Origin of the sequence: Oceanobacillus saliphilus, assembly GCF_023522835.1 — a bacterium.
Classification (GTDB): Bacteria; Bacillota; Bacilli; order Bacillales; family Amphibacillaceae; genus Oceanobacillus; species Oceanobacillus saliphilus.
Genome location: NZ_JALCZU010000001.1, coordinates 280,993 through 307,863, shown reverse-complemented (window position 1 = coordinate 307,863; position 26,871 = coordinate 280,993). Strand labels below are relative to the sequence as shown.

The 26,871-nt window shown below is 37.1% G+C and carries 15 protein-coding genes and 1 pseudogene; 12 read left to right on the top strand and 4 right to left on the bottom strand.

Annotation, left to right across the window (positions count from 1 at the left end; translation table 11 throughout):
* Window positions 1-3 precede the first annotated feature (3 nt).
* From MN204_RS01305 to MN204_RS01265, 9 genes are all read left to right on the top strand, one after another.
* Window positions 4-1,647 carry an acylphosphatase gene (locus MN204_RS01305; protein WP_249869260.1) on the top strand — a complete coding sequence of 548 codons (1,644 nt, stop codon included), beginning with the start codon at window positions 4-6 and terminating at the stop codon, window positions 1,645-1,647.
* Between the two features lie 164 nt (window positions 1,648-1,811).
* A complete protein-coding gene (locus tag MN204_RS01300) occupies window positions 1,812-3,425 on the top strand; it encodes an acylphosphatase (protein WP_249869259.1) in 1,614 nt (537 codons plus the stop codon).
* 46 nt (window positions 3,426-3,471) lie between these two features.
* A complete protein-coding gene (locus MN204_RS01295; protein ID WP_249869258.1) occupies window positions 3,472-5,076 on the top strand; it encodes an acylphosphatase in 1,605 nt (534 codons plus the stop codon).
* Window positions 5,077-5,251: 175 nt separating this feature from the next.
* On the top strand, window positions 5,252-7,054 hold the full coding sequence (locus MN204_RS01290; protein WP_249869257.1) for an ATP-grasp domain-containing protein: 1,803 nt from the start codon (window positions 5,252-5,254) through the stop codon (window positions 7,052-7,054).
* A 59-nt stretch (window positions 7,055-7,113) separates the two neighbouring features.
* A complete protein-coding gene (locus tag MN204_RS01285) occupies window positions 7,114-8,385 on the top strand; it encodes a sugar-transfer associated ATP-grasp domain-containing protein (protein ID WP_249869256.1) in 1,272 nt (423 codons plus the stop codon).
* Window positions 8,386-8,605: 220 nt separating this feature from the next.
* The gene (locus MN204_RS01280; RefSeq protein ID WP_249869255.1) at window positions 8,606-11,365 is read left to right on the top strand and encodes a CapA family protein; all 2,760 of its coding nucleotides are present in this window, start codon (window positions 8,606-8,608) and stop codon (window positions 11,363-11,365) included.
* Window positions 11,366-11,573: 208 nt separating this feature from the next.
* Window positions 11,574-13,997: a peptidoglycan-binding protein gene (locus MN204_RS01275; protein WP_249869254.1), complete on the top strand. Its 2,424-nt coding sequence runs from the start codon at window positions 11,574-11,576 to the stop codon at window positions 13,995-13,997.
* Window positions 13,998-14,266: 269 nt separating this feature from the next.
* The gene (locus MN204_RS01270) at window positions 14,267-17,263 is read left to right on the top strand and encodes a peptidoglycan-binding protein (protein WP_249869613.1); all 2,997 of its coding nucleotides are present in this window, start codon (window positions 14,267-14,269) and stop codon (window positions 17,261-17,263) included.
* Between the two features lie 165 nt (window positions 17,264-17,428).
* Window positions 17,429-18,523 (top strand): MraY family glycosyltransferase, encoded by a 1,095-nt coding sequence (locus MN204_RS01265; RefSeq protein WP_249869253.1) that lies wholly within the window; start codon window positions 17,429-17,431, stop codon window positions 18,521-18,523.
* A gap of 43 nt (window positions 18,524-18,566) precedes the next feature.
* Here the strand turns inward: MN204_RS01265 and MN204_RS01260 are convergent, their stop codons facing one another.
* The 3 genes from MN204_RS01260 to MN204_RS01250 all read right to left on the bottom strand — a co-directional run bounded on the left by MN204_RS01260 (window position 18,567) and on the right by MN204_RS01250 (window position 21,470).
* Window positions 18,567-19,622, bottom strand: a complete 1,056-nt coding sequence (locus tag MN204_RS01260; RefSeq protein WP_249869252.1) for an LCP family protein — start codon at window positions 19,620-19,622, stop codon at window positions 18,567-18,569.
* Between the two features lie 169 nt (window positions 19,623-19,791).
* On the bottom strand, window positions 19,792-20,196 hold the full coding sequence (gene tagD / locus MN204_RS01255; RefSeq protein ID WP_249869612.1) for a glycerol-3-phosphate cytidylyltransferase: 405 nt from the start codon (window positions 20,194-20,196) through the stop codon (window positions 19,792-19,794).
* A 251-nt stretch (window positions 20,197-20,447) separates the two neighbouring features.
* Window positions 20,448-21,470, bottom strand: a complete 1,023-nt coding sequence (locus tag MN204_RS01250) for an LCP family protein (RefSeq protein ID WP_249869251.1) — start codon at window positions 21,468-21,470, stop codon at window positions 20,448-20,450.
* Between the two features lie 374 nt (window positions 21,471-21,844).
* Here MN204_RS01250 and MN204_RS01245 point away from each other — a divergent pair, with 374 nt between their 5' ends.
* The gene (locus tag MN204_RS01245) at window positions 21,845-22,753 is read left to right on the top strand and encodes a nuclease-related domain-containing protein (RefSeq protein WP_249869250.1); all 909 of its coding nucleotides are present in this window, start codon (window positions 21,845-21,847) and stop codon (window positions 22,751-22,753) included.
* Between the two features lie 1,085 nt (window positions 22,754-23,838).
* A complete protein-coding gene (nadE, locus tag MN204_RS01240) occupies window positions 23,839-24,657 on the top strand; it encodes an NAD(+) synthase (protein WP_249869249.1) in 819 nt (272 codons plus the stop codon).
* 255 nt (window positions 24,658-24,912) lie between these two features.
* Here nadE and MN204_RS01235 read toward each other — a convergent pair.
* Window positions 24,913-25,052 (bottom strand): annotated as a pseudogene (locus tag MN204_RS01235) (IS256 family transposase); the annotation flags it as partial.
* Window positions 25,053-26,344: 1,292 nt separating this feature from the next.
* Between MN204_RS01235 and MN204_RS01230 the strand changes: the two are divergent.
* Window positions 26,345-26,833 carry a PTS sugar transporter subunit IIA gene (locus MN204_RS01230; RefSeq protein WP_438804675.1) on the top strand — a complete coding sequence of 163 codons (489 nt, stop codon included), beginning with the start codon at window positions 26,345-26,347 and terminating at the stop codon, window positions 26,831-26,833.
* The last annotated feature ends 38 nt before the right edge of the window (window positions 26,834-26,871 follow it).

Here is a 26,871-nt window from a genome sequence, read left to right as displayed (position 1 = left end):
CTGATGGAAGAGATTAACACAGAGTGGTTACCGCATCTTTCCAATGAAATTGTTGCAAATGCACATGGGAACTTGCTGGATGCATATGTTGTCGCTCTAGAGGGGTGGAGAAGAGGTCTTACACTTAAATGGCACGCGAAGGATCATGAGAAATTTAAAGATATGAGTACGTGGTTCGTTGATAGGCCGGGGCAGCTTTTTTCTCTTAGTTCTAATGAAAAAACACATTATTTCTTTAGAACTAGAGGTGATAAAGTAACCAATGAGGCAGTCGAAATTGGTAAAGATAAAGATAAAACTAAACTGGCATTGAAACAGGCTGGTGTTCCTGTCCCGGAAGGAAAGCAGTTTTCTGCTGAAATAAAAAATGAAACGATTATGGAATATGCATCTGATATCGGTTATCCAGTTGTTGTTAAACCAACTGATGGAAGCTTTGGAAGAGGAGTAATTTCAAATATAACAAGTCAAAATGAATTGGATTATAGTCTTACCTATGTGCGCTCAGAGCTAAATTATCCAGACATTATCCTTGAAAAATATATACCTGGAGACGAATACCGTTTGTATGTTGTAGAAAGTCAGGTGGTTGGTGCTATTCATAGGATTCCTGCCCATGTGGTGGGGGATGGAGTTAATTCTATCAAATCTTTAATAAATAGTAAGAATTCGGATCGAAGCCTAAATCCTCGACTAATTAGTTGTCCAATTACGTTAAGTAAGGAAACTCTTGAATTTATAGAAAAAAAAGGTTATACGGCTGATGCTGTGCCACCAAAAAGTGAAACGGTTTTCTTAAGTGATAAAAGCAATATTTCACTAGGAGGTGATCCGGTTGATGTACTGGATGAAATCCCTGAAGCAATCAAAAATGTAGCGGTAAGAGCAATACAGGCAGTGAAAGGACTCAATCATGGAGCGGTTGATTTGATTAGACATACTAGTCACAGTTCTGAAGAAATAGGTGTTGTTCTTGAACTTAATCCGACTGCTCAATTGGGTGGAATCTTATTTCCAATTAAAGGAGACTCTAGGGATGTTCCAGCAGCAATCATAGATTATTATTTCCCGGAAACAAAAATGGACGCAATGCAAAAACCTCCAGTTTATTTTGATTTACAAGAAGTTCTAGAACCAATAGCCAACAATAATGCTGTGTCGACTCAAGTGAAATCTTTAGAAAAGGTATCCTATTATGCTCAAAGATACAAAGTTTCAGGCGCAGTTCATAAATTATCTTATCATCACTGGATGAAGACTAAAGCTTTAAGTTTATCTTTAATCGGATATATAGCTAAATTAGATGACGATAATATTGAAGTGGTGGTAGCTGGACCGGATAAAGAAACTCTAACACAATTCAAAACGCATTTAATGGAACCGAATCAACATGCTGAAGTAATTGGAGTGGAAGAAGAAGTGTGGGAAGAACCGTTGAAAATTGGTTTTGAAATACAAGGGGAAAGAAAGTCAATACTTCAAGAATTAAATAATAAGGATAATGACCTTTTAGAAATAAAGAAAGCCCAAAAAGTATGGGAGAAGAAATATCAGAATATGATTGGTAGCTATTCATGGCAAATAACAAGACCACTCCGTGCATTAGGTGGTGTAGTGAAGAGAATAAAGGGGAATATCCATACCTAATAGACCGTCCCTAACCAACATCCTAGTTTTTGAAAAACAAATGAATATTAATCAATAGATATAAAATTATAGAGTGACCAACCCAATGACAAGGCAGAAAACTTTTCCGAACCAATTGAAGGAGTAGGAAGATTTTTGTGTTACAAGCATGAAGGGATGTATGAATGATGAAAGATAAGCAGACAGTATGGATTCCTCATATTATGGAAGCTGTCCCGGTCGAAGCTAGGAAGAATCAAATAAGTATGTATACCATCGCCTTGGAGGGATGGAGGAGAGGCTTAAAGCTAAAATTCTACAATATAAAAGAGGATAATAAATTTCATATCCGTTACAGCTTAAGTAATGGCGATCATATTCATTACTTTAATGGGTCAAGTGGGGATATGGTAACACAAGAAGCTTTTGAAATATGTGATAGTAAAAGTTTAACTAATGATTATCTACTCAATGCTGGTGTACCTATCCCCTTGGGGAAAAAATTTGATGAAGAATTATCAAATAAAGAGATAGTTGAAGCATCTAAACAAATATCTTTTCCTCTTGTTGTAAAGCCGACAAATGGCAAAGCTGGGAGAGGGGTAATTGCAAATATCAGAACTGAGTTGGAATTAGAGACTTCCGTGCAATATGTACGTGAAAAACTAGGTTATAAAGAAATTCTTGTTCAGCAGTATGTGACAGGTGAAGAAGTAAGGGTATATGTTCTGAATGGGAGAGTTTTGGGGGCTGCTAACCGAAGACCAGCAAATGTATTAGGTACTGGAAAACATAGTATCAAAGAACTTGTTCGACTAAAAAATGATTTTAGAAAACAGATACCTCATCTGCATTTTAGGCCAATTCAAATAGATCGTGAAGTTAAATTGATGTTAACTGAACTTGGCTATACACTGGATACGGTCCCTGAAAAAGGACAAATAATCTACTTAAGAAAAATCAGTAATGTTTCCAGAGGTGGGGACCCAATAGATATTACAGAACAGTTGACACAAAAACAAAAACAGACTGCAATTGATGCGACAAATGCAATTCCTGGCTTAATCCATTGCGGCGTGGATATGATTTTGGATGAAAATAGAGGAGAAGCTGTAGTATTGGAATTAAATACACGGCCAGGAATTGGGTCACATCTATTCCCACTTGAAGGTAAAGCTAGAGATATTCCGAAAGAAATCATTGACTTCTATTTTCCGGAAACGAAACAAAGGGACACGAGTGATTCAAATATATATTTTGACTTTGGAAGTATACAAAATGGACTGAAAGGAAGCTCTACATCAGAGGTAGAAGTAATTCCGTGTAGCCCCCGTCGACTGTTTGCAAAAATGTATAAAATAACTGGTAATGTCGAAGGTAAAGAATACTACATGTGGCTAAGGACACATGCATTAAAGAGCAGGATATCTGGTTCAATTCGAAAACTGGAAGAAGGGTTATTCGAGTTGGTTATTGCAGGTGAAACTAAGGAAGCAGTTGATGAATTTCAAGACATTTGGCAGAACAAACGCCGATTTCATATATCAGTGAAACAGGAAAGAGTATGGAATCATCCTGTTAAGTTAGGTTTTGAATGGCAAGATGGGTACAATTCTATGTCTATTAGAGAATTGGAAATTCTACTTAAGGAAAAGGAACAGGAAACAAAACAAAGTCTTAAGGAGAAGCAGCAGACAAAACATAGAATTAACAAAATGAGGGAAAGTCACTCTTGGAAAATAACCTATCCATTAAGGTACTTCACAGATGGATTCCGAAAGATAAAAAAAATTAGGTAATAGAATTATTTTAAAGCATAAGGTTAAAAGCGGAGGTTAATAAAATATGGATGAAATAGATTTCAAATGGATGCCACACCATGAAGGTGCAGTACCACCTGCGGGTCAAGGAAAAAGAATCAGTACATATACAGTCGCTTTAGAGGCATGGAGAAGAGGGCTAAATGTTCAATTCTATAGTGTATTTGATGACGAAAATAGCTTGAAAGTTCGGTATTCTATAGGTAATGAAAATAGAGTTCATCATTTTTCCTTATCCATGGGGGATAAGGTAACACAAGAAGCCTTTGACGTATGTGCGAATAAAGAGCTCACTAAACAATATTTGAGTAAGGCTGGAGTACCTGTCCCAGAAGGTAGGATGTTCAATGAAAATAGTGACGAAGAGGAAATCATTAATTTTGCGAAGACTATGCGATTCCCAGTAGTTCTTAAACCAACAGATGGAAATGCTGGTAAAGGGGTTTTTGCTAATATCCAATCGATTGACGAATTAAGAGGAATAATTCCTTATGTGCGTGGGGTGTTAGGGTTTAAGGAAATAATTGTAGAAAACTATATACCAGGCGATGAGTTTAGGATCTGTGTTATTGAGGATCGTCTTTTAGGTGCAATGAATCGTAGACCTGCAAGTATACTAGGTGATGGTAAGCATAGTGTGAAGCAATTAATTGATCAAATAAATCAAATTAGAAAGATGAATCCGCACTTAACAAGCAGATTAATAAAAAAAGATCGTGAAGTCATTACTATGCTAGAGCGAAAAGGTTATAACATGAATTCTATTCCAGCAGATGGAGAACGTGTGTTTTTACGCGAAAAAAGTAATCTTTCTGCAGGTGGGGATGCCATCGATGTAACTGATGAGTTAACTCAAAATGTTAAGAATATCGCGATTAATGCTGGGAAAGCAATCCCAGGCCTTTTTCATTACGGCGTTGATATGATTGTAGATAAAGAAAATGATACGGGTGTCATTCTGGAGGTTAATGCAAGACCAGGAATTGGCGGCCATCTCTTTCCTATGGAGGGTAAGCCCAGAGACTTTGCAAAAGAAATTATTGATTATTATTTTCCAGAAACCAAAAACGATGTAAGGTCATGGTTATTTTTTGATTTTGATACTGTACTGGAGCCTATCAAAAACCGGTCAGCAGCCTCTGTCCAGCTAACACCTCCTCCAAACGGTAATATCCATGGAAAAAAGTATATTATCTCTGGAAAGGTCCAAGTGGTAGGTTACCGTGCTTGGATTAAAAGACAGGCACTATTAATGAATCTGCATGGTTATGCAGAAAATTTGGATGATGGGACTGTACTAGTAGTTGTTGCTGGTACAGATAAGGAAGTCGTTGAGGATTTTAAATCGATCTGCTTTAAAGGACCGGAGAAAGCAGTTGTAGAAAACGTGGAACAATCTGATTGGAACAAGCCTGTGAAAATAGGCTTTGATATAATTCAAAAAGATTACAAACTTACTCCATTCGATCTGCAGCGTGCGGAAAAAGAAAAAGAAAGAATAGTACAAGAGAAGGAAAAAATAGAAAGAGAAAAAGATCGTTTGAATAAAAAATATCAAAGAGTGACTACCAGTAAAAGCTGGAAATATACCTATCCTTTAAGAAGAATGATTGAGTTACTAAAGAAGTAATAAATTCATATGTAAGAGTCTCCCTTTCTTCCAATCAAACCTTTAATTAAAAAAGTAAGTTTGAATAATTATAAAACATAAATCTGTTTCTTTTTGATTGTTTATACACCAATAGGGTAAACAAAATAAAGAAACTTGGGAAATAGACAGATTATTATTTTGGGGAGGTTTTACGATGGAAAATGGCAATGTAACTTGGTTAACCCATTTAGAAGAGACTTTACCTCCAGAAGGTTATGGAAATAGGTTAAGTATGTTTCTAATAGCGTTGGAAGCATGGCGTCGAGGTATAAAAGTAAATTTCTTTACCATAGATAACCCTGATAATAAAATATTAGTTAGGTACTCTTTAGAATATGAAGGGAAAATCCATAGATTCGAGTCATCGAGAGGAGATAAATTAACAGCTGAAGCATATGAGATATGTGAAAATAAACATATGACAAAAGAATATCTTGCTAAGGCTGGACTAAAGGTGCCTAATGGGAAACGATTTGATATTACAATTGAACATAATGAAATAGTGGAATATGCAACTTCATTGGATTTTCCTGTAGTAGTCAAACCATTAAGCGAAAATGCTGGAAAAGGAGTTTTTTCTAATGTGGACTCTAACGAAAATCTACTGGAGACATTGGAATATTTAAAAAATGTTTTAGGTTACGACGAGATTCTAGTTGAGGAATATATTCCTGGGACAGAATACCGTATTCTTACAATTAATGGGAAAGTCTATGGCGCGGTGAACAGAATACCGGCAAATGTAACAGGAAATGGTACTGACACGATTCAACAGTTAATTGATAAGAAAAATGAAAGTCGTCGTTTGAATCCCAACATATCGAAGAAAAAAATAAAAATTGATGTTGAGGTACTAAATTCAATTAATCGAATGGGATACAACCTTGATAGTATTCCTGCAGAAGGAGAGAGACTTTTTCTGAGGGCAAAATCAAATGTTTCTTCAGGCGGAGATCCAGTTGATATTACTGATGAATTGCCGTCTGCAATACGTGAGATAGCTGAAAAAGCAGCAAAAGCTATTCCTGGTCTGGATATGGGCGGGTTAGATATAATTATAAATCCAGAATCAGGGGAATCCACAATTATTGAAATCAATACGAAACCAATGATTGGTCTTCATGTGTTTCCGATTAAGGGAAAACCTAGAGATGTAGTGAAACCGATTGTTGATCTATACTTTCCAGAAACGAAAAATAAAGAAAGGTCTAATTTGTACTTTGATTTTGAAGCGGTTTTGGCACCACTAGATAATATTTCCGTAAAACAAGTTGAGGTAAATCCTCCTCAAGTTGAAGGGAGACTTCACTCTAGCAAATTCCACATTTATGGAGATGGGAATGGAGTGGCATACCGTAATTGGGTGAGGCTTACTGCTTTAAAACATGGTATTCAAGGACATATACAGAAAATATCATCGAATTGTTATGAGGTAATAGCGGCAAGTATTGATGCTGAAGTAATAAATAATTTTAAATCCATGTGTTACAACGGCCCTGAAGCATTTAATGTTACCGAAATTGAAGATCTCCACTGGAATAAATCCGTTAACATTGGATTCAAAATAAAACGGGAAACTGAAGAAGAATTAAGATTGAGAATTAAGAAGGAAAAAGAGAAGATTCAGCATCTTGAAGAAAAAGTATTTGCTCTGCAAAGCCAATACAAGAAAAAACTGCAGACAGTAAAAGACTTAAGAGCAGGGAAAAGAGAACTTAAAGAAACAATCAAAAAGCTAGTCGAAGAAAAACAAGAATTAAAAAGGGAATTGAAGAAGAAGAAACAGGAAAATATAAATGCGGAAGCTCACTTAAAAAAAATGGATCAGAAAATAAAGCAGTTGGAGCAAGAGAGTGGTGAATTAAGTAAGAAATATAAGAACGTTATCAACAGCCGTTCGTGGAAGCTGACTCGGCCTTTAAGGAAGTTAAATTCTGCCAGAGACGGAAAAAAGTAATCCGTTTTAGAAGCTAGTTGAATTATCATTTAGATAAATTACAGAAGTGAGGGTTTAGTATGTTTAAAAGTATTTTTGGGAAAAATCGTAATTCAGAAAATAAAAATGCTTCTTCTTCCAACGAGAATGATGTTTTTAATAAATTAGAGATAAATAAAGAGAGTGACGCCTTCGAACGTTATTATAATGCTGGCTTATTATCAGACATAGATGTCGAATATGTTAATGAAGTAAATCAGTTTTGGAATGATAATTATGGACAGACTTATGATCCGGTTTTTAATCTAGCATTTATGAATTTTACCGGTAAGAAAGAATTAAATCTGGTTCCTCCATCTGTTATGAGCAATGATATTGTCCCCTTCTTTAATGATCCTAAGATGCGTGGGGTATATAAAGATAAAAATATTTATGATAAATTAATCAATGCAAAACCGACAAGAACTGTAGAAAATATCATCAAAAGAATTTACGGTACTTATTACGATAAAGACAATAATGCTATAACTTCTGAAGAAGCGTATAGAAGGTTTTTAACGTTTGAAGAGTTAATTATAAAACCAAGTAACACAAACAATGGTGAGGGCATCAGGAAACTGAAAATTGTAAACTCTGATGTATTTATGGGAGATAAAAAAGTGAGTATGACTGACTTAGAACAGATATATGGCGGTCATTTCATAGTCCAAAAACTAATAAAACAACATCCCATCATTGCGGCACCTCATCCTGATTCAGTTAACACATTGAGAATGGTAACCTTTCGTTGGGAAAATGAAATAAGGCATCTTTTGACATTTGCCCGATTTGGAGCAAATAATAGCGTGCAAGATAATGCAGGTGCTGGTGGGGTTTGTCTGGGAGTCAGTGATTCCGGTGAATTTCTGAAGGTTGCAATAAATGAAGCTTGCGAAAGCTTTACACATCACCCGACCACTGGATATGAATTTGCCAAAATGGGTTCAATTCCTAATTACGAAGCGTTTAAAGAATATGTCATTGAACTGCATAAAGATGTGTTACATCATGATTTTGTATCCTGGGATATAGCTGTAGGGGAAGAAGGACAACCTATATTCTTGGAAGTGAATCTAAGAGGGGCAACATGGCTTTATCAATTGGCAGCACAGCGGCCTTTATTTGGTGATTTAACTAAGGATGTTCTTAAATATGTTCACAGAGAACAAAACAACCCCGAATCACCTCGAAGGAGAATGTTGACAGAACAACAAAAAAAGGAGAAAAAAATTAAGAAACAGCAAAGGGAAATAAAAACCTTAAAAAATCAGATAGACGAATTAAATAAAGAAATTGATAATCTGAAACAATAGAAATAATAAACAACATATCAGGATGAACTGCTTGATAGTTTATTTGGAATTTTAGCAGGAATTGCTATTGTGATTGGTAGCCGAATCTCTTAATCATCATTTTGCTAATTTAAAAAGGAATGCTAAACTCTGAACAATAAAGTATAGTATTCCTTTTTTATATAGCTAAGTACCATACAGAATTTATAGGAAAACAGCGCTTTGACGAGAGGAGATACTCATGGACTACGTAGAAAAAATACTTGCGAAGAATGAAAATTTTAAAATAACTCATTATGCCAGTAAAGCTAACGAAAGTAATAAATGCGTCATTACCTTTGGAGAAATTGACTCTACATTGGATGATGAAGGATCTGCTAAAAAGCTAATAATGTCAGAAGGAATGGATTATATTTATGTTGCACAAAAAAGATATACGCAGTATCAGTTATTGTCAGCTGAAGAATTTAAGAATATTGTAAGTGATTCTCTAACGGATAAAGATGTTTATACATATGGTTCGAGTTTAGGAGGGTATTGTGCCATTTATTATGGGGGAGCCGTAGATGCTAATATACTGGCCTTGAGTCCTAGAATTCCGGCTCACCCTGTAATTAACGATTTAATGGGAAAAAGATTTAAAAATAACGGTTTTTATCATGCTGAAATAAATGATATAAAAACGACAAGTAACAAGGTCTGTATCTTTTATGATAAAAGTAATTATATTGATAACTATTTTATTAACATTTTTTTAAAGGTAGCGTATCCACAAGCATATTATTATCATGTTGAAAATGCCGGCCATTACACAGCACGGGCTCTTTTGTTATCGGATGAACTAAAAAATGTGGCTCTTAATTTCTTCTATGATAAAGAAATCAAATTCACATTGAATAGTGAAAAGATACTGGAATGGCATACCGATATTGCTGCTAGACGTGTCAAAAAGGGAAAACTTCCGTCCGCACAGGAAAATATTGAAGTACTTCTGGCTTCCAGGATAGCTGATGAAGAACCAGTTAGGAAGCTGGTAGCATTGTACAAGAAGAAGCTAACTCAAGATTCTCAAGAGCAAATGGATGATAAAAAGAGAGTTAACAAAATCTACCCCGTTATGACCAAAAAGGAATCATCTCAGTTGAAGGATGCTGTATCTCTTTCTTTTGTCGGTGATCTCATTTTACTTCGGGATCAGGTTTTAAATTCTTATAATCCTGAATCAGACTCCTATGAATTTGATAAGATGTTTTCTTATGTTGATAAGTACATTAAAGAATCGGATTTTTCCATGGGAGTTTTAGAAGGGCCTCTTGCTGGGGAGAGTTTCGAATATAGTACGAGCATTTACTCAGATCGCATACCCCTTTATTTGAACTTCCCGGATAGTTTTGCTGATGCTATAAAACGTGCGGGATTTGATTTTGTGACTACTGCTCAAAACCATATTTTAGATTGTGGTGTAAAAGGTGCCATGAGAACCTTGGATGTTTTGGACAAAACAGGTTTGGCTCATAGAGGGTGTTATCGTAATCAAAAAGAAAAGGAAAAACTTCCAGTCTTCAATATACGTGGGTTAAAGGTTGCTATCCTCACTTATACGAGACGAAGCAATCGTTATGCTAATAGTTTTTTTCTTAAAGATGAAAACAAACACTTGACCTCCCTTTTGGTGTCCCCAAAGGATGAGAACTTCGAGGCTGTCAAACAAGATGTTTTAGATGATTTTAAGAGGATAAAGAAAGAAAAACCTGATTGTATTATTGTTCTGCCACATATAGGAAAACAGTTTCTTCATTCACCTGATAATACTCAAAAAACTTGGTGCAACATTTTTGTTGATGCTGGTGCCGATATTATACTGAATGATCATGCTCACGCTGTACAGCCATATGAATGGAGGAAAAACCCGGAAAAAAATACGAACGTTCTTATCTTGCACTGTGCAGGTAATTTTGTGAATTCTTACACGGCTAAAGATGGGGATGCATCAGCGCTTACTCAAATTTTTCTTGATCCGCAAAATGGAAATCCTTTTGCGGTTGCCAATGTACCTTTATGGGCTCATTCATTCTTGGATGGCAATTATAGACCGCTGCCTTTATATGATGTTATACATGACGAAAGTCTGCGTAAGCATATTAGTACACATGAATTCTCCCGTATTAAAGAGATTCATGAACTGATTACTAAAACTATGCTGGGAGAAAATTTAACGATTGATCAGCTTCAGGAAAAATATTACCTATTCGCAGATAGAGCAGAAGGAAAGGCGAAAGGGTATGTTCGTAACCCAGTATCACCTTTACTTATTACAGAGGAAATGAAAAACAAAGAGTTTTATTATCAACTCACAAAATCCAAAAGTGTCTGTTTTATAGGGGACTCCTTAACAGAAGGAACAAGAAATGGTGGATATGGCTGGTATGAACCTTTTGTAAGAAACTTTAAAAATCTGAAAGTACAAAGGTTTGCCAAGGGAGGTACTGCTTCGCCTTATTTGTTAAAAAATGCTGAAAAAATATCTAAGTCTAATTCAGATCTTTATGTAATAGCCATAGGTATAAATGATGTAAGATACCAGGATCCTCTTCGATGTGCCATGAATCCAAAAGAATATATAGAGAATATTTCAGAAGTAGTTAAAATCATTCGCTCTAAAAAAGCATCATCCAAATTTATTTTTATTGCACCTTGGACATCAGATAATTATGACAGAATTTCTAAGTTGCCAAAGAAGGAACGCTTTGAAATGTTAGAAAGTTATAGGAATGCCTTAAAGAAGTATGCAGAATCTTCAGGTCACCTTTATGTTGATCCAAACCCAATAATAAATGCTAAATTTAAAACTCGACATCCGTCGACTTGGTTAAAGGACTCCATACATCCTAATGCGAATGAAGGGATACAGTTATACAGTTGGGCTGTACTGCAAGCTTCACCCAACACCAAGTTCCGACTCGGTTCAAAGCTAAAGAGCTTATTCGCTAAAAATAAGTAAAAGTCTTAATTTCAAAATTCCTGGATAAATTATGAGTCTTCCAGGATTTTTTTTGCTTTCTGGAGTTCATTTAACTAGGATGATATATATTCTTACATAGACTTACAAAAAATGATAAATTATTTACATAATTGTTAGGAAACCTATTGAATTTAACTATTGAATTACCGATACTATAAGAGTGACTTAAAACAAGGAGGTGATACAGATGAAGAAAGGAAATTCTATTACTCTCGCATTTTTATTAACTATATTTTTCTCAGTCTATTTTAATCCCCTAGCAGCAGAAGCTAACAATGGGGAAATTGAAGAGGGAAATATCCAGGAAGAAGTGCAAGGTGAAAAAGATTTTTCAGAGGCAGAAGGTTCTCAAGATGAAAAAATATTTGAAGAAAACAATGACCTACATAATGATGAAGAAAAGACGCATTCAAATAACGAAGCCGAAAAAGAATCTATAGAAAATAAAGATCAAATTGAGGAAGACACAAAAATAGAGGAACAGGAAGACAGTAATTCTGAAACTGATGAAGGTTCCGATAAGCAACCTGATTCACTGGACAATGAGGGAGAAATTGAATCGGAATCTACAAATGAGGTGTTCATCAAAAATACCGTTTTGTATGAAGAAGGTGACAGTGGGCCACATATAGTAGAGTTGAAGAAAGCTCTTGTCCGTCTCGGCTTTGTGAAATGGTCTGACCCAAGTCCTTTCTATGGAAGTAATACAGCAACAGTTGTAAAAGACTTTCAAAGATATTATGGTCTCGCTCAAACAGGGAATGCAGACCGGACGACAAGAAATAAAATCAGCCAGGTACTGAATCCACCATATCGAGATAAAGACCGAGGAGAACCAGTAGTGAGTCTGAAAGAAGACTTAGTAGAATTAGGATTTGCCTCATGGTCCAATCCTAGTCAGTTTTACGGAAGTAATACGGAAAAAGTAGTAAAAAACTTCCAAAAAGCCTATGGATTAACTGCTGATGGAGTAGCTGGTGCAAGTACACTAGCTGAAATTGAAAAAGCCTTAAAACAGCAGTATAGGAATGGAGATAGTGGCCAGCATATAGTAGAGCTGAAGAAGGATCTTGTCCGTCTGGGTTTTGCGAAATGGTCAAACCCAAGTCCTTTTTATGGAAGTAATACAGCATCAGTTGTAGAAGACTTTCAAAGATATTATGGTCTCGCTGAAACAGGGGTTGCAGATCAGATGACGAGGAATAAAATCAGCCAGGTACTGAATCCTCCATACCGAAATGGAGATCGAGGGGCCCAGGTAGTAAGCCTGAAAGAAGATTTGGTAGAGTTAGGATTTGCCTCATGGTCGAATCCGAGTCAGTTTTATGGAAGCAATACGGCAAGAGTGGTCAAAGAGTTCCAAAAAGCCTATGGATTAACTGCTGATGGGTTAGCTGGTACAAGTACACTAGCTGAAATTGAAAAAGCCTTAAAACAGCAGTATAGGAATGGAGATAGTGGCCAGCATATAGTAGAGCTGAAGAAGGATCTTGTCCGTCTGGGTTTTGCGAAATGGTCAAACCCAAGTCCTTTTTATGGAAGTAATACAGCATCAGTTGTAGAAGACTTTCAAAGATATTATGGTCTCGCTGTAACAGGGGTTGCAGACCAGAAGACGAGGAATAAAATAAACCAGGTATTGAATCCCCCATACCGAAATGGAGACCGAGGGGCCCAGGTAGTAAGGCTGAAAGAAGACTTGGTGGAATTAGGATTTGCCTCATGGTCGAATCCGAGCCAGTTTTATGGAAGCAATACGGCAAGAGTGGTAAAAGAGTTCCAAAAAGTCTATGGATTAACTGCAGATGGGATAGCTGGCACAGTAACTTTGAATAAAATTGAAGAAGTACTTGCAAATCTGTATTCCATTGGAGATAGTGGACCACATATCGTAGCTTTGAAGAAGGATCTTACCACTTTAGGCTTTGCCAATTGGAGCAATCCAACATCTAACTATGGAAGTAATACAGCTAGTAAGGTCAAAGACTTCCAGAGAGCTTATGGCTTAAATGTAACAGGAAAAGCTGATGCATTGACACGTCAAACTATGAAAAATAATATTATTAAAGTATTTCTTGATCCAGGACATGGAGGTAAGGACCCAGGAGGTACGGGTTACGGCCTTCAGGAAAAAAATATAGTACTAGATATTGCCTTGGAAACAGGAAAGGTACTGGAAAATTATTATGCTGGAGTAGAGATTAAGTACTCTCGTACATCCGATGTCTTTGTAGAACTGGAAGAACGATCTCGAATGGCGAATAGTTGGGGTGCAGATTATTTTATGAGCTTTCATACCAATGCATGGCGAGGTTTGGGAAGTGGATTTGAATCTTTTATCTATAATGGTAGTGTCGCTCAAGAAACCAGGAATAGACAACGGGAAATTCATAGTTATATTGCTAACAGAATTTCGGTCAATGATCGAGGTATGAAAACCGAAAATTTCAATGTCCTCAGAAATACAGAAATGCCATCAATATTGTTGGAATATATGTTTATTGACAATCTTTCAGAGAATAATTACTTAAGCAAAGCTTATAATAGGAAGCACTTGGCTAAGATTACAGCCGATGCTATCGCGAATTCTTATGGTTTACAAAAAAGATAAATTAAGTCAGATGCTAGATTAGGAAGGAGGTGAGCCCAATTGCTCATCTCCTTTTTATTTTTTAAACATGAATACATTTTTCTTGTTTTTAAAGTACAACAGCATAGTTAAATTCCATATTTTAGAAGAAATTTCGACAAAAAATGAATAATAGTCTTGAAATTAACCTCTCCATAACCGATACTATAATAGTATGATACAAATTCATTAATACGATTTGTAACGTATTAATTAAAATAACAAAAGGAGGTGAAACTAAAGTGAAGCATATGAAATCTATTATTGCCATCGTATTGTTAGCATTGTCATTAGTACACTTTAGTCCACAAACAGCTATAGCAAATGAAGAGGAAAAGTATCAGGAAAAGAACTCTGAAACTGAAGAGGTTATCGAAGAAGTTGAATCAACAGAACAATCAGAAGAAGACTCCGATACTACAAGCGACATAGCAGAAAAAGAAAACGAAAACGGAGAATCCAGCGATCCATCATCTGATCAAGTAGATATTAATCAAGGAGAACCGGAGAGCAACGGTCTAGAAGAAGGCAGCTCAGAAGATGCCTCTTCAGAGGATAAGGATGAGGAAGTAACTCCTTCGGAAGATGAGGAAGAAACCTTAGTAGAATCAAAAGCAGTAACTGTGAAAAGTGTGCAGGAACCCTATGCCGACGGTGACAGTGGGCAGCATATAGTAGAGTTGAAGAAAGACCTTGTACGTCTAGGTTTTGCCAATTGGTCCAATCCAAGTCCATTTTATGGTAGCAATACCGCTGCCGTTGTAGAAGACTTCCAAGACTACTATGACCTGCCTGTAACTGGTATTGCAGACAACACAACAAGAAATAAAATCAGCCAGGTTCTGAATCCTCCATACCGAGTAGGAGACCGAGGAGAACCAGTAGTAAGCCTGAAAGAAGACCTTGTAGAATTAGGATTTGCCACATGGTCCAATCCGAGTCAGTTTTATGGAAGTAATACGAAAAGAGTAGTAGAAGACTTCCAAAAGGCGCATGGCTTGACTGCAGATGGTATCGCAGGTGCTAATACTTTAGCTGCAATTGAAAAGGCATTAACACAATCTCCTCTCTATAGTGATGGAGATAGTGGGCAGCATATAGTAGAGTTGAAGAAAGACCTTGTCCGTCTAGGTTTTGTCAACTGGTCCAATCCAAGTCCATTTTATGGTAGCAACACCGCTGCTGTTGTAGAGGACTTCCAAGACTACTATGACCTGCCTGTAACTGGTATTGCAGACAACACAACAAGAAATAAAATCAGCCAGGTATTGAATCCTCCATATCGAGTAGGAGACCGAGGGGAACCAGTAGTAAGCCTGAAAGAAGACCTTGTAGAATTAGGATTTGCCACATGGTCCAATCCAAGTCAGTTTTATGGAAGTAATACGGCAAGAGTAGTAAAAGACTTCCAAGGAGCTCATAGCTTGACTGTAGATGGAATTGCAGGAGCAAATACTCTAGCTGCAATTGAGAAAGCATTAATAGATTCAAAACTTTATAGAGACGGTGACAGTGGTCAACATATTGTAGAACTGAAGGAAGATCTTGTACGTCTAGGTTTTGCGAGCTGGTCTAATCCAAGTCAGTTTTACGGAAGTGTAACAGCAGAAGTAGTGAAAGATTTTCAAAACTATTATAAACTTCCTGCAACAGGTACCGCAGATGAGACGACCCGTGCTAAGATAGCTCAAGTGTTGAATCCTCCTTATAAAAATGGAGACCGGGGAGAGCCTGTTATAGAGCTGAAAGAAAAACTAGTTCGGTTAGGTTTTGCAAGCTGGTCCAATCCAAGTCAAATTTATGGTAGTGTTACTAGAAATGTTGTTAGAGACTTTCAAGAATATTATGGATTAAAGAATGATGGCATTGCGGATCAGGCTACTCTTAATAAAATGGATAATGTGATATCCTCAGCATACAAAAATGGGGATAATGGTGCGCATATTACCCGTTTAAAAGAAGGGTTGACATTGTTAGGCTTTGCAAATTGGAGTAATCCAACATCTGCTTATGGTAATGTAACAGAAAGTGTTGTTAAGGAGTTCCAAAAGGCATATGGCTTAAAAGTTACTGGGTTAGTTGACGAAGTTACTCTTAACAAACTTGAAACAGAGGTAGAAAAAGAGATTTCGAAAACTAAAGTAACTTATGATAAGTATGATCTTACATTACAAGAAGCTCTCAATATACAGATGGCTATAACAAATCCACCGCCACAAACAGATAAGTATCGTAATTCGCCAGCATACATTAGTAGTTCGTATGTTGAACTAATTGAAACGGGAGCTATATACTCAGGTGGTAAAGTAAAAGTACGTACTGAACCTAGGCTTGTTAATTCTACTCATAAATATACATTGGATCCTGGCACTAGTGTAACAATCGAAGGAGTAGTTAATGGTGATAGTTACCAGGGAAGTACGGAATGGTATGAGATTACATATAAAGGTGAAACTTTATATGCGCATACTTTTTTAGTAAATCCACTAGCTACAGTTGCAGTGACAACTGCTAGATTAAATGTTAGAGCGGAACCGAACAGTAAAAGTGATACACACATATATGGTATTCTACCTATAGGAACAGAGGTTAATGTGGTAGCTCAAAATGGATCATGGTACGAAATTTCTTATAACACTTGGAGAAATGCAACTCGTTCTGACACCGAAGTACATTTAAATCCAGAGAACAATGATACGTTCCAGCATTTGGATTTATCGTCAGGAGCTGGCGCTTCTGCATCTGAACTAAACCAATTCTTGGACAAAAAAGGTACTCTTGATGGATTGGGACAGGCCTTTATTGAAGCAAGTAAGACACATAAGGTAAATGAACTATATCTTATTTCTCATGCCTTATTAGAGACTGCAAATGGAACATCCAAGTTAGCTACTGGTATTGTAGTTAACGGAACAAAGGTCTATAACATGTTTGGTATTAATGCATTTGATCATTGCCCACAAACGTGTGGTTCTCAATTTGCTTATGAGCAAGGATGGGATACTCCATACAAAGCAATCGTTGGCGGTGCAAAATTTATAGGTGAACGATACATTCACAATGAAAATCAACAAAACACAATCTATAAAATGCGCTGGAATCCAAATGCTATGGAAGCTACCGGTAAACATGGTAAACAATATGCAACCGATATTGGCTGGGCTTCTAAACAAATACCTAACCTAAAAAACATGTACAATGTGCTGGACAATCCTTTATTTAATTTTAATTTTGTTCAATACAAGTAAAATCTATCAGTCTAGCTCTCTTCTAAAAAAGAGAAGCTAGGCTATTTTTTTATATTTAAAATAACTTGTCTAAGATAATTTATAAATAGAACCATACACAATTTAATAGATTGTGGTAAAATGTATGAGGAATACAATTACAGATCAAAAGAGGGTGTCGACGCTATGTGGAGCATAACCGAATTAATTATTGCCTTTTTAATATCGTGTGCAACAGCATTGCTTGTTACTCCTTTAATTATACGAGTGGCTAAAAAAATCGGTGTGATAGACAAACCCGACAATAACAGAAAAATGCACAAAGAAGCAAAACCTAGCATGGGTGGACTTGCCATTTTCATTGGAACTGCAGCTGGTTTCCTATATTTGCAGCCCGCAACCCCGGAAATGAATGCAATTATTCTTGGTGCACTAATCATTCTAATTACAGGTGTTATTGATGACATGTTCCAAATAAGAGCACTCTATAAACTCATTGGGCAAATTTCTGCGGCTGCTGTCGTTGTATCTTCTGGATTGGTGATCGAGAAACTAACGATTCCATTTATGGGTACGGTTTTCCTGGATAGTTTCACTGGAATAATGCTGACTGTCTTTTGGATATTGGCAGCCACAAATGCAATAAACCTGATTGATGGGCTGGACGGTCTTGCTGCAGGTGTTTCCGCAATTGCTTTAACTAGTATTCTAGTAATGGCAGTAATGGATTATCGAGTAGTTGTCGTTGCGTTATGCGTCATTTTAATCGGAAGTTGCATTGGATTTCTGTTTCACAACTTTCATCCATCCAAAATTTTCATGGGGGATACGGGAGCACTATTTTTAGGATATTCGATTGCAGTTGTATCGATGTTGGGTCTATTTAAAAATGTAGCTTTCTTCAGTTTTATTATTCCGGTTATTGTTATCGCAATCCCGGTTTTCGACACGATCCTTGCTATTTTCCGTCGGGCAATGAATCGTCAGGGAATTGCTACTGCAGACAAGAAACATATTCATTATCGACTGATTGATATGGGTTATTCACACAAGGCATCGGTATTAATCATCTATGCTTTCAGTATGTTCTTCGGGTTCATGGCAATTCTCTTTAATAGTACGAGATTGCTGACGTCATTGGCGATTTTGGGTTTTATCATTTTGGCAATTCAATTAATTGCAGAACTGGCTGGTATTACACATCATAATCGAAAGCCAATGTTGTCTGGATTCCGCTGGTTGTTTGGTGATAAAAAAATAAAAATAAATAAATTGAAATAAAAAAACCGCAAAGTTCTTATACAAGAACTTCGCGGTTTTCCTATTAATATGAGGTTGAAGAATCTTCACCAGTCGTAATATTTTGATCTGAAGTAACATTTTCAACTAATGGATTTGGAATGTCCAAATGATTCTTTAACATGGATTTCGTCTCAGTAAGTGCCACTTCATCCAACTGCCAATAATATATGCCTGCAGGTTTATAATCATAGCCTTCTAGAGTATAAGATTGAATATCCAAGTTTGTTCCACTCGTACCGTAGGATATAAAAGTTTTCATTTCACTGAATGTCATATTTGTAGTCATATTGTCACCAACAGCTACGAGAATATCGTCATAATTCAGGATGGAATTGACGGAAGTAGCTTTTGAAGTAACTGCTTTAACTATCTCCATTTGACGCTTACCGCGTTGAATATCATTATCAAGTTTCCTTGTACGGGCTAATGCAAGAGCTTCTTCTCCATCTACTACTTGTTCACCAGGATATAAATGAATGGCGTCACGTTTATCCATTGAGTTGGATTCCTTGAATTCATAAGGCACATCAACTGTTATTCCGTTTAAGGCATCCACTACATCCACAAATGCATGGAAGTTAAGTCTAACATAGTAATCTACTGGAATATCAAGCAGATTTTCGACCGTTTCAATCGTAGCTTTCGGTCCCCCAAATGCATGTGCATGGGTGATTTTGTCCTCATAGCCAACTTCCGGAATATATACGTATGAATCTCGTGGAATGCTGACTAAGTTTACACTTTTTTCATCCTTATTGAATGTTGCGAGCATAATTGCATCCGATCTTGAGTTCCCCGCATTATCTCGATGTTCATTTTCATCTACGCCAATGATTAACACAGAGACATTATCAATAGAGGGGTCAACTTCTGCATCCCTTAGAGGTGATTTCTCTCTTCCATCATCTTCATATGAATTTGATAGAACACTGTCGGCTTTTGCGTATAGGAAAGCTCCATAACCAAGTACAGTCAGGAAAGCGATTATGACAGGTATTAATATAAAGTACACTCGTTTACGCAACTTTCGCTTCCGTCTTTTGACGATTCGCGTTTGCGTATATTTATGATTACTCATTTTAAATTCCCCTTTTAGTTGGAACAGATAAATTAAAAGCATTTTATTTGACAAGCCACAATCTATTTTACTATGAAATAGATGATTCGTAAATCAAAATTTTATTACAAGATGAAAACAAAAGTGAACAGTCATAGATTAGACGTATTATTTTCATAAAGGTTTCATACTAGGTCTGGTCATCCATTTGTTTCGGAAAGTTTTCTTTTATTTTAGAAGTGGAAATTCCTTCTGTGCGGGGTAAGTAAACGACTTCACAATAATCTGCCAAAAAATCGAATTTCCCCTTCCAATCATCACCCATTACAAAAACATCTGCATTAAATTTCTTTACGTCCATAATTTTCTGTTCCCAGGAGTACTCAGGGATGACCAGGTCAACGTAACGGATTGATTCCAGTATCAGTTTACGATCTTCAAAAGAGTGATAAGCATCTTTATGTTTCAGTTTATTAAATTCATCGGTAGAAATACCAACAACTAAATAGTCTCCCATTTCCTTCGCACGCCGCAAAATATGAATATGGCCCGCATGGATTAAATCAAAAGTGCCATATGTAATTATTGTTTTAATGGTACTCTCCTCCAACAACTACTCTAATTAGTTCATATGTTATCATAAAAACGTATAAGTTATAGTAGTTTTTAAAATAAAGATCATCTATTCCATCCATTTAATGAGAGTGGGTTGATTCGTGAAGACAACTATTACGGAAGGTATAGACATAATGGATAGAAAAATATAGAAATCAGTATTCGAACGGGCTATTCATCGGTATCGGCACGCCTTCTAAAAGCATTCACCAAAAAATGAGTGATTTCCAATCATTCTGGTTGGTAGAGGTTGTCATCTGGTTCCGCATACTCGATTGATTCTCCTAACGGTTCCAATTCCAGATGATTCCTTAGTTCAGTCTGGATTTGGATTCGGCTCTCTTCATCTACCTGATAAAACCAACCGCCTGCTTCCATATATCCTCCTTGACCTGAAAAGTTTACATTCTCTATTTGAATACCTTCATCTAAACCATAAGATAGGAATGACCTGATTTCCCCAAACGTTAGATTCGTTCTCAAATTGGTCCCAACAGCTACAATCACATCTTCCAATTTAAATAAAGAAGATGCAGATGTTGCTTTATTGGCTATTTCAGTTAGAATTTCCTGCTGTCTTTTCCCGCGTTCCACATCGTTATCATATTTTCGGGTTCTCGCTAATGCCAATGCTTGCTCGCCATCCAATTGCTGGTATCCGGGATAGAGGTGAATAGAATCGCGTTTATCATCAGAATCTGACTCCAGTATCTCATAAGGGACATTCAACCAAATTCCATCAAGTGCATCCACGACATCCACGAAAGCATTAAAATTCATACGCACATAATAATCGACAGGGACATCAAGAAATTCCTCAATCGTCTCAATGGTGGCACGCGGACCTCCGAATGAATGTGCATGATTAATTTTCGTAGCGTAATTCACTTCTGGAACATAGACATAGGTGTCACGGGGAATACTTAATAATTTTACCGTGCTCTGCTCCTGATTAAATGTCGCGAGTAATAATGCATCGGAGCGGCTGTTCTCGACTTCCCGATGTTCGCTATCGTCGACCCCAATAAATAAAACAGAAACATTATCCTCGACAGGATCAACATTCCCCATCCGCAGCTGTGATGTTTCATTATCCCTGCCCACATCTTCATGCGCATCAGAAACAATGGAGTCTGTTTTATTGTAAAGATAAGCTGCGTAGCCAATCCCTACCCCAATTATGAGGAAGAGTGCAATCAGGACAGAAATAATTATTTTCTTTTTGTTTGAAGGTTTTGCTATAGCAGCACGCATAGAACTTACTCCTCACGACTAATGTAATACTATTTTACCTGTAAGTAGGGCATATGTGTAGTTAAATGACGAAAATTGTGATGATTGATTTTGTCTCAGTTTGTAAGTTTTGGAGTATTTTTCGGCAAACAAGTGGAGGGGAGATGTATTTTAGTAGTTTAACTCATTGATTGTTCCCCTCCATATATATCCAAAAAAAAATATATATTTCATTTCCCGGGAAATATCGACAAGATTATTTTTGGGATATTGTTGGTGAATGTCATCCTAATCGAATATTTGTTTTATTTTGACTAAATCTTGCAAGTTTCTATTTCCTTCCATTCATAATTCAAATATAATAAATAATAGTAAATTAAAAAAGGATGTGGACAATGCTTTACTACAAATCTCGTACCAAGTCGAAGGAATTAAAAATTCTAACATTATTAGACAAGAGAATGAAATTAAACAGCAAGGATAAGCAACACTATTTAAGTCTTAATAAAGGTTATGAAGGAGAGGTGCTATTTGATACCTTTACGAAAAATTTAACATGCGAATGCCTAATATTAAACGATTTGTTGTTCGAAGTGAATAACACATTTTTCCAGATTGATTCCCTGATTATGATGCAAAGAAAGATTCACTTTTTTGAAGTGAAAAACTTTGCAGGCGATTATTATTATCAATCTGACAAATTATTCAAGAAACCCAAATTAGAAGTTATCAATCCCCTGCACCAATTGAGCAGAAGCGAATCGTTACTACAACAATTACTCCTCAATCAAGGCTTCAATCTTCAAATAGATGCTTCCGTAGTCTTTGTCAACCCTGACTTCAACTTATACCAAGCGCCTCTTGATAAACCCATTATCTTTTCAAACCAGATAAATCGATATATAGAAAACCAGAACACAATAACTACAAAATTAACGGCAAAACACAACAAATTAGCCGATCAACTATTGTCTTTACACAAAGTTGATTCCCCTTTCAGCAAACTGCCTACCTACGATTATGAACAATTGCAGAAGGGAATAACCTGCCTAAAATGCCAATCATACTCAGTTACAGCCGAGAAGAGAAATTGCGTATGCCAAAGATGCGGGTATGAAGAGTTAGTTTCCAAGGCAGTATTAAGAACCTTGAAAGAATTCCAGATTCTATTTCCAAATCAACAGATTACAACCAATATCATTTATGATTGGTGCCAGATGGTGAAATCGAAACAAAGAATTAGAAGAATACTAGCAAGTAACTATAAAATTGTAGGCGTTCGTCAATGGGCTTATTTTGTTTGACATTCGTGTTTTTTGATGGAGGGGATTCTCCGGTTTCTTTATTTTATTACAATCTTCATTGTTATGATGAAGGTTGTTTTTTTTGCTTTCAATGGGGGTTTGGTTTCTAGTAAGGTGGTTTCACTGGCTTTTTCATAGAGCATTGACCTTCATAGCTGTGATGAAGATCATTTCACTGGCTATTCCATCGAGCATTGACCTTCATAGCTGTGATGAACATCATTTCACAGGCTATTTCATAGAGCATTGACCTTCATAGCTGTGATGAAGATCATTTCACTGGTTTTTCCATAGATCATTGACCTTCATAGCTGTGATGAAGATCATTTCACTGGCTATTCCATAGATCATTGACCTTCATAGCTGTGATGAAGATCATTTCACTGGCTTTTTCATCGTACTTTGACCTTCATAGCTGTGATGAAGATCATTTCACTGGTTTTTCCATAGAGCATTGACCTTCATAGCTCGGATGAAGCTCATTTCTCTAGCTTCTCCATCGTACTTTGACCTTCATAGCTGTGATGAACATCATTTTGCTGGCTTTTTCATCGTACTTTGACCTTCATAGCCGTGATGAAGATCATTTCACTGGCTTTTTCATCGTACTTTGACCTTCATAGCTGTGATGAACATCATTTTGCTGGCTTTTCCATCGAGTTTTGACCTTCATAGCTCGGATGAAGAACATTTCGCCGACTTTTCCGCAGCACTTTGACCTTCATCTCCATGATGGTAAGGGAATCTGGTAAAATATCCAGTAGATTTAAATAAGATTTAGAGCAATAGAATGGAAGTATACAACAAGTAAAGAGAAGTTTGCGACAAATACTGGAAGACAAGACATTGTAAAAAGTATCGCTCAACGGATATCATTAGCAAAGCAGGGTGACGTTTAGTATGGCTAAAGACAAAGATTTAGTGAGAGGAAATAAGTTTATCATAATGGCAGGAATGGTATAGATATGTTAGAGGCCATTAGTAAATCGACAATTTTACGTAATAACGGTGATGGTTGTTTCCGAACGCTTGTTATCGATACAACAATGAAATTTTTTTATATCAATTAGGAGGGGATAATCAAAATGAGTATTCAAAACGAAATCATCAGGGAACTCCATGTAAAGCCACAAATCAACGCAAAAGATGAAATCAGGGCAAGAATCGATTTTCTTAAAGCGTATCTTGTAAAAGTGAATGCAAAAGGTTATGTGTTGGGAATCAGCGGCGGACAGGACTCGACACTTGCTGGGAAATTAGCTCAGATGGCTATAGAAGAGTTAAGGTCGGAAGGTTATGAAGCAATTTTCATAGCTGTTCGACTCCCTTATAAAACTCAAAAGGACGAAAGCGATGCTCAATTGGCATTGGAATTTATTCAACCTGACCGGGAAGTAACATTTGATATTGCAGATACGGTGGATACTTTCGAAAAAAGTTACCTTCATAGTGTTGATCAAGAGTTGAAGGATTACCACAAAGGAAATGTTAAAGCGAGGGTGAGAATGATCACGCAGTACGCTATCGGAGGTATGGAAGGGCTCTTAGTAATCGGAACGGACCACGCAGCTGAAGCAGTAACAGGTTTCTATACGAAGTTTGGTGACGGTGGAGCAGACATTCTCCCGCTAAGTGGTTTGAATAAACGACAGGGTAAATCCCTTTTAAAAGAACTAAATGCGGTAGAAAGACTATACACAAAGGAACCAACAGCCGATCTTTTAGACGAAACGCCATTACAATCAGATGAAGCAGAACTTGGAATAAGCTATGATGTTCTCGACGATTATTTGGAAGGTAAGGAAATTACTAAAGCAGACGCTGAAAAAATAGAAAATCAATACGTAATGACGAAACACAAACGAACACAACCTGTATCTATGTATGATGGTTGGTGGAAATGATTTTAATAAGATAGGCATAGGGCTTCCTCTGTTAATCACAAATACTACTGTGAAGTAATCGTAAAACAGCAGTGGTGTGTTCGTTTGGAGAAGGAAAAGAAAGATTTGTTAATTGACAACTAAATATATTTCCATCTCTGAAAAATAGCTCAGCTTAACTGAGCTATTTTCGCTTTTTAGTTGAGAAATAGGAGTATAGAGACACAGATTATGTAGGGAATCCTATTGTTAGTTGGATAAACGGATAGCCCCCCTTTTTATGGTGTATCCCAATATCGAATAGACGACATATTTCTTTGTTTCATATTGATTGTGATTGGTCGTATACATGTAGTCTACAAATACAATTCATAACAGTTATTTAATGGATGAGTCTGCCATTCTTCCAAATCAGGTCCTCCATAGCCATGCTGAAGTTCATCTGGGCACTTTTTCATAGCGCTTTGATGTTCATAGTCGTGATGAAGATCATTTCACCGGTTTTTTCATGGTGCTTTGACCTTCATACCCGTGATGAAGTTCAATTCGTTTCATGGTGCTTTGATCTTCATAGTCGTGATGAAGATCATTTGGCCGGCTTTTTCATGATGCTTTGATCTTCATAACCATGATGAAGTTCAATTCGTCGTTTTTTTCATGGTGCTTTGATCTTCATAGTCATGATGAAGTTCATTTCGCCGGTTTTTTCATGGTGCTTTGATCTTCATAGTCATGATGAAGTTCATTTCCCCAGCCACAGCACCGCGCTTTGACCTTCATCACCCAAATGAAGTTCATTTCCCCAGCCACAGCACCGCGCTTTGACCTTCATCACCCAAATGAAGCTCATTTCTCCAGCCACAGCACCGCGCTTTGATCTTCATAACCCAAATGAAGCTCATTTCCCCGGCTTCAGCATCGCGCTTTGACCTTCATACCCCAAATGAAGTTCATTTCCCTAGCCTCAGCGCCGTCCTTTGATCTTCATACCCCAAATGAAGTTCATTTCCCCGGCTTCAGCATCGCGCTTTGATCTTCATCACCCAAATGAAGCTCATTTCCCCAGCCACAGCACCGCCCTTTGACCTTCATACCCCAAATGAAGTTCATTTCCCCAGCTTCAGCATCGCGCTTTGACCTTCATACCCCAAATGAAGATCATTTCCCCAGCTTCAGCACCGCCCTTTGACCTTCATACCCCAAATGAAGTTCATTTCCCAAGCCACAGCATCGAGCTTTGATCTTCATAACCCAAATGAAGTTCATTTCGCCGGCTTCAGCATCGCTCTTTGACCTTCATACCCCAAATGAAGGTCATTTCCCCAGCTTCAGCACCGCCCTTTGATCTTCATACCCCAAATGAAGTTCATTTCCCCAGCTTCAGCATCGTACTTTGACCTTCATCACCCAAATGAAGCTCATTTCTCCAGCCTCAGCACCGCCCTTTGACCTTCATCACCCAAATGAAGCTCATTTCACGGGCTTCAGCACCGCCCTTTGACCTTCATAACCCAAATGAAGCTCATTTCGCCGTCCTCAGCACCTTGATCTTCATAACCCAAATGAAGTTCATTCCCCCAGCCGCACCATCCAACTTGACCCCACCAACCATTCATACTACTATTTAACTTAAACATTTTCACTAGTATGTCTAACCATCAATTAGGGCATATTATACAGAAATTGTTGGAAATCGGAGGGAAGCAGCATGTTTAAAAACCTATTCGGCAAGAAAGAGAAAGAATCTGAAAAAATTATTGCTCCAATGACTGGTGAGCTAATTCCAATAACAGAAGTTCCGGATGAAGTATTTTCAGGGAAGATGATGGGGGATGGCTTTGCGATTGTGCCTAAGGAAGGGACGGTGCTTTCGCCAATCGACGGTAAGATTGTCAATATTTTTCCGACAAACCATGCGATTGGGTTGGAGTCCAATTCAGGTCGTGAGATTTTAATCCATATTGGAATCGATACGGTTGCGTTAAAAGGAAATGGGTTTGAGCCACTAGTCAAAGAAAATGACCAAGTGAGAGCGGGCCAACCATTGATGAAAGTTGATTTGGATTATGTTGGAAGTCATGCAACGTCAACCGTGACGCCGATTATTTTTACCAACTTAAATGAGGGTGAATCGGTAACATTGGAAGTCCAAGGTGCTGTCAAAAAAAGCGCAGAAAACATTGTTACAATTAAATAAAAAAAGGAAGATCGACGATTAAACTCAACGTTGATCTT

What these genes read in the sequence shown, in the direction of transcription:
- MN204_RS01305 (WP_249869260.1), top strand. Translation starts at nt 4, where the DNA reads ATGGAAGAGATTAACACAGAGTGGTTACCGCATCTTTCCAATGAAATT.
- MN204_RS01300 (WP_249869259.1), top strand. Translation starts at nt 1,812, where the DNA reads ATGATGAAAGATAAGCAGACAGTATGGATTCCTCATATTATGGAAGCT.
- MN204_RS01295 (WP_249869258.1), top strand. Translation starts at nt 3,472, where the DNA reads ATGGATGAAATAGATTTCAAATGGATGCCACACCATGAAGGTGCAGTA.
- MN204_RS01290 (WP_249869257.1), top strand. Translation starts at nt 5,252, where the DNA reads ATGGAAAATGGCAATGTAACTTGGTTAACCCATTTAGAAGAGACTTTA.
- MN204_RS01285 (WP_249869256.1), top strand. Translation starts at nt 7,114, where the DNA reads ATGTTTAAAAGTATTTTTGGGAAAAATCGTAATTCAGAAAATAAAAAT.
- MN204_RS01280 (WP_249869255.1), top strand. Translation starts at nt 8,606, where the DNA reads ATGGACTACGTAGAAAAAATACTTGCGAAGAATGAAAATTTTAAAATA.
- MN204_RS01275 (WP_249869254.1), top strand. Translation starts at nt 11,574, where the DNA reads ATGAAGAAAGGAAATTCTATTACTCTCGCATTTTTATTAACTATATTT.
- MN204_RS01270 (WP_249869613.1), top strand. Translation starts at nt 14,267, where the DNA reads ATGAAATCTATTATTGCCATCGTATTGTTAGCATTGTCATTAGTACAC.
- MN204_RS01265 (WP_249869253.1), top strand. Translation starts at nt 17,429, where the DNA reads ATGTGGAGCATAACCGAATTAATTATTGCCTTTTTAATATCGTGTGCA.
- MN204_RS01260 (WP_249869252.1), bottom strand. Translation starts at nt 19,622, where the DNA reads ATGAGTAATCATAAATATACGCAAACGCGAATCGTCAAAAGACGGAAG.
- MN204_RS01250 (WP_249869251.1), bottom strand. Translation starts at nt 21,470, where the DNA reads ATGCGTGCTGCTATAGCAAAACCTTCAAACAAAAAGAAAATAATTATT.
- MN204_RS01245 (WP_249869250.1), top strand. Translation starts at nt 21,845, where the DNA reads ATGCTTTACTACAAATCTCGTACCAAGTCGAAGGAATTAAAAATTCTA.
- nadE (WP_249869249.1), top strand. Translation starts at nt 23,839, where the DNA reads ATGAGTATTCAAAACGAAATCATCAGGGAACTCCATGTAAAGCCACAA.
- MN204_RS01230 (WP_438804675.1), top strand. Translation starts at nt 26,345, where the DNA reads ATGTTTAAAAACCTATTCGGCAAGAAAGAGAAAGAATCTGAAAAAATT.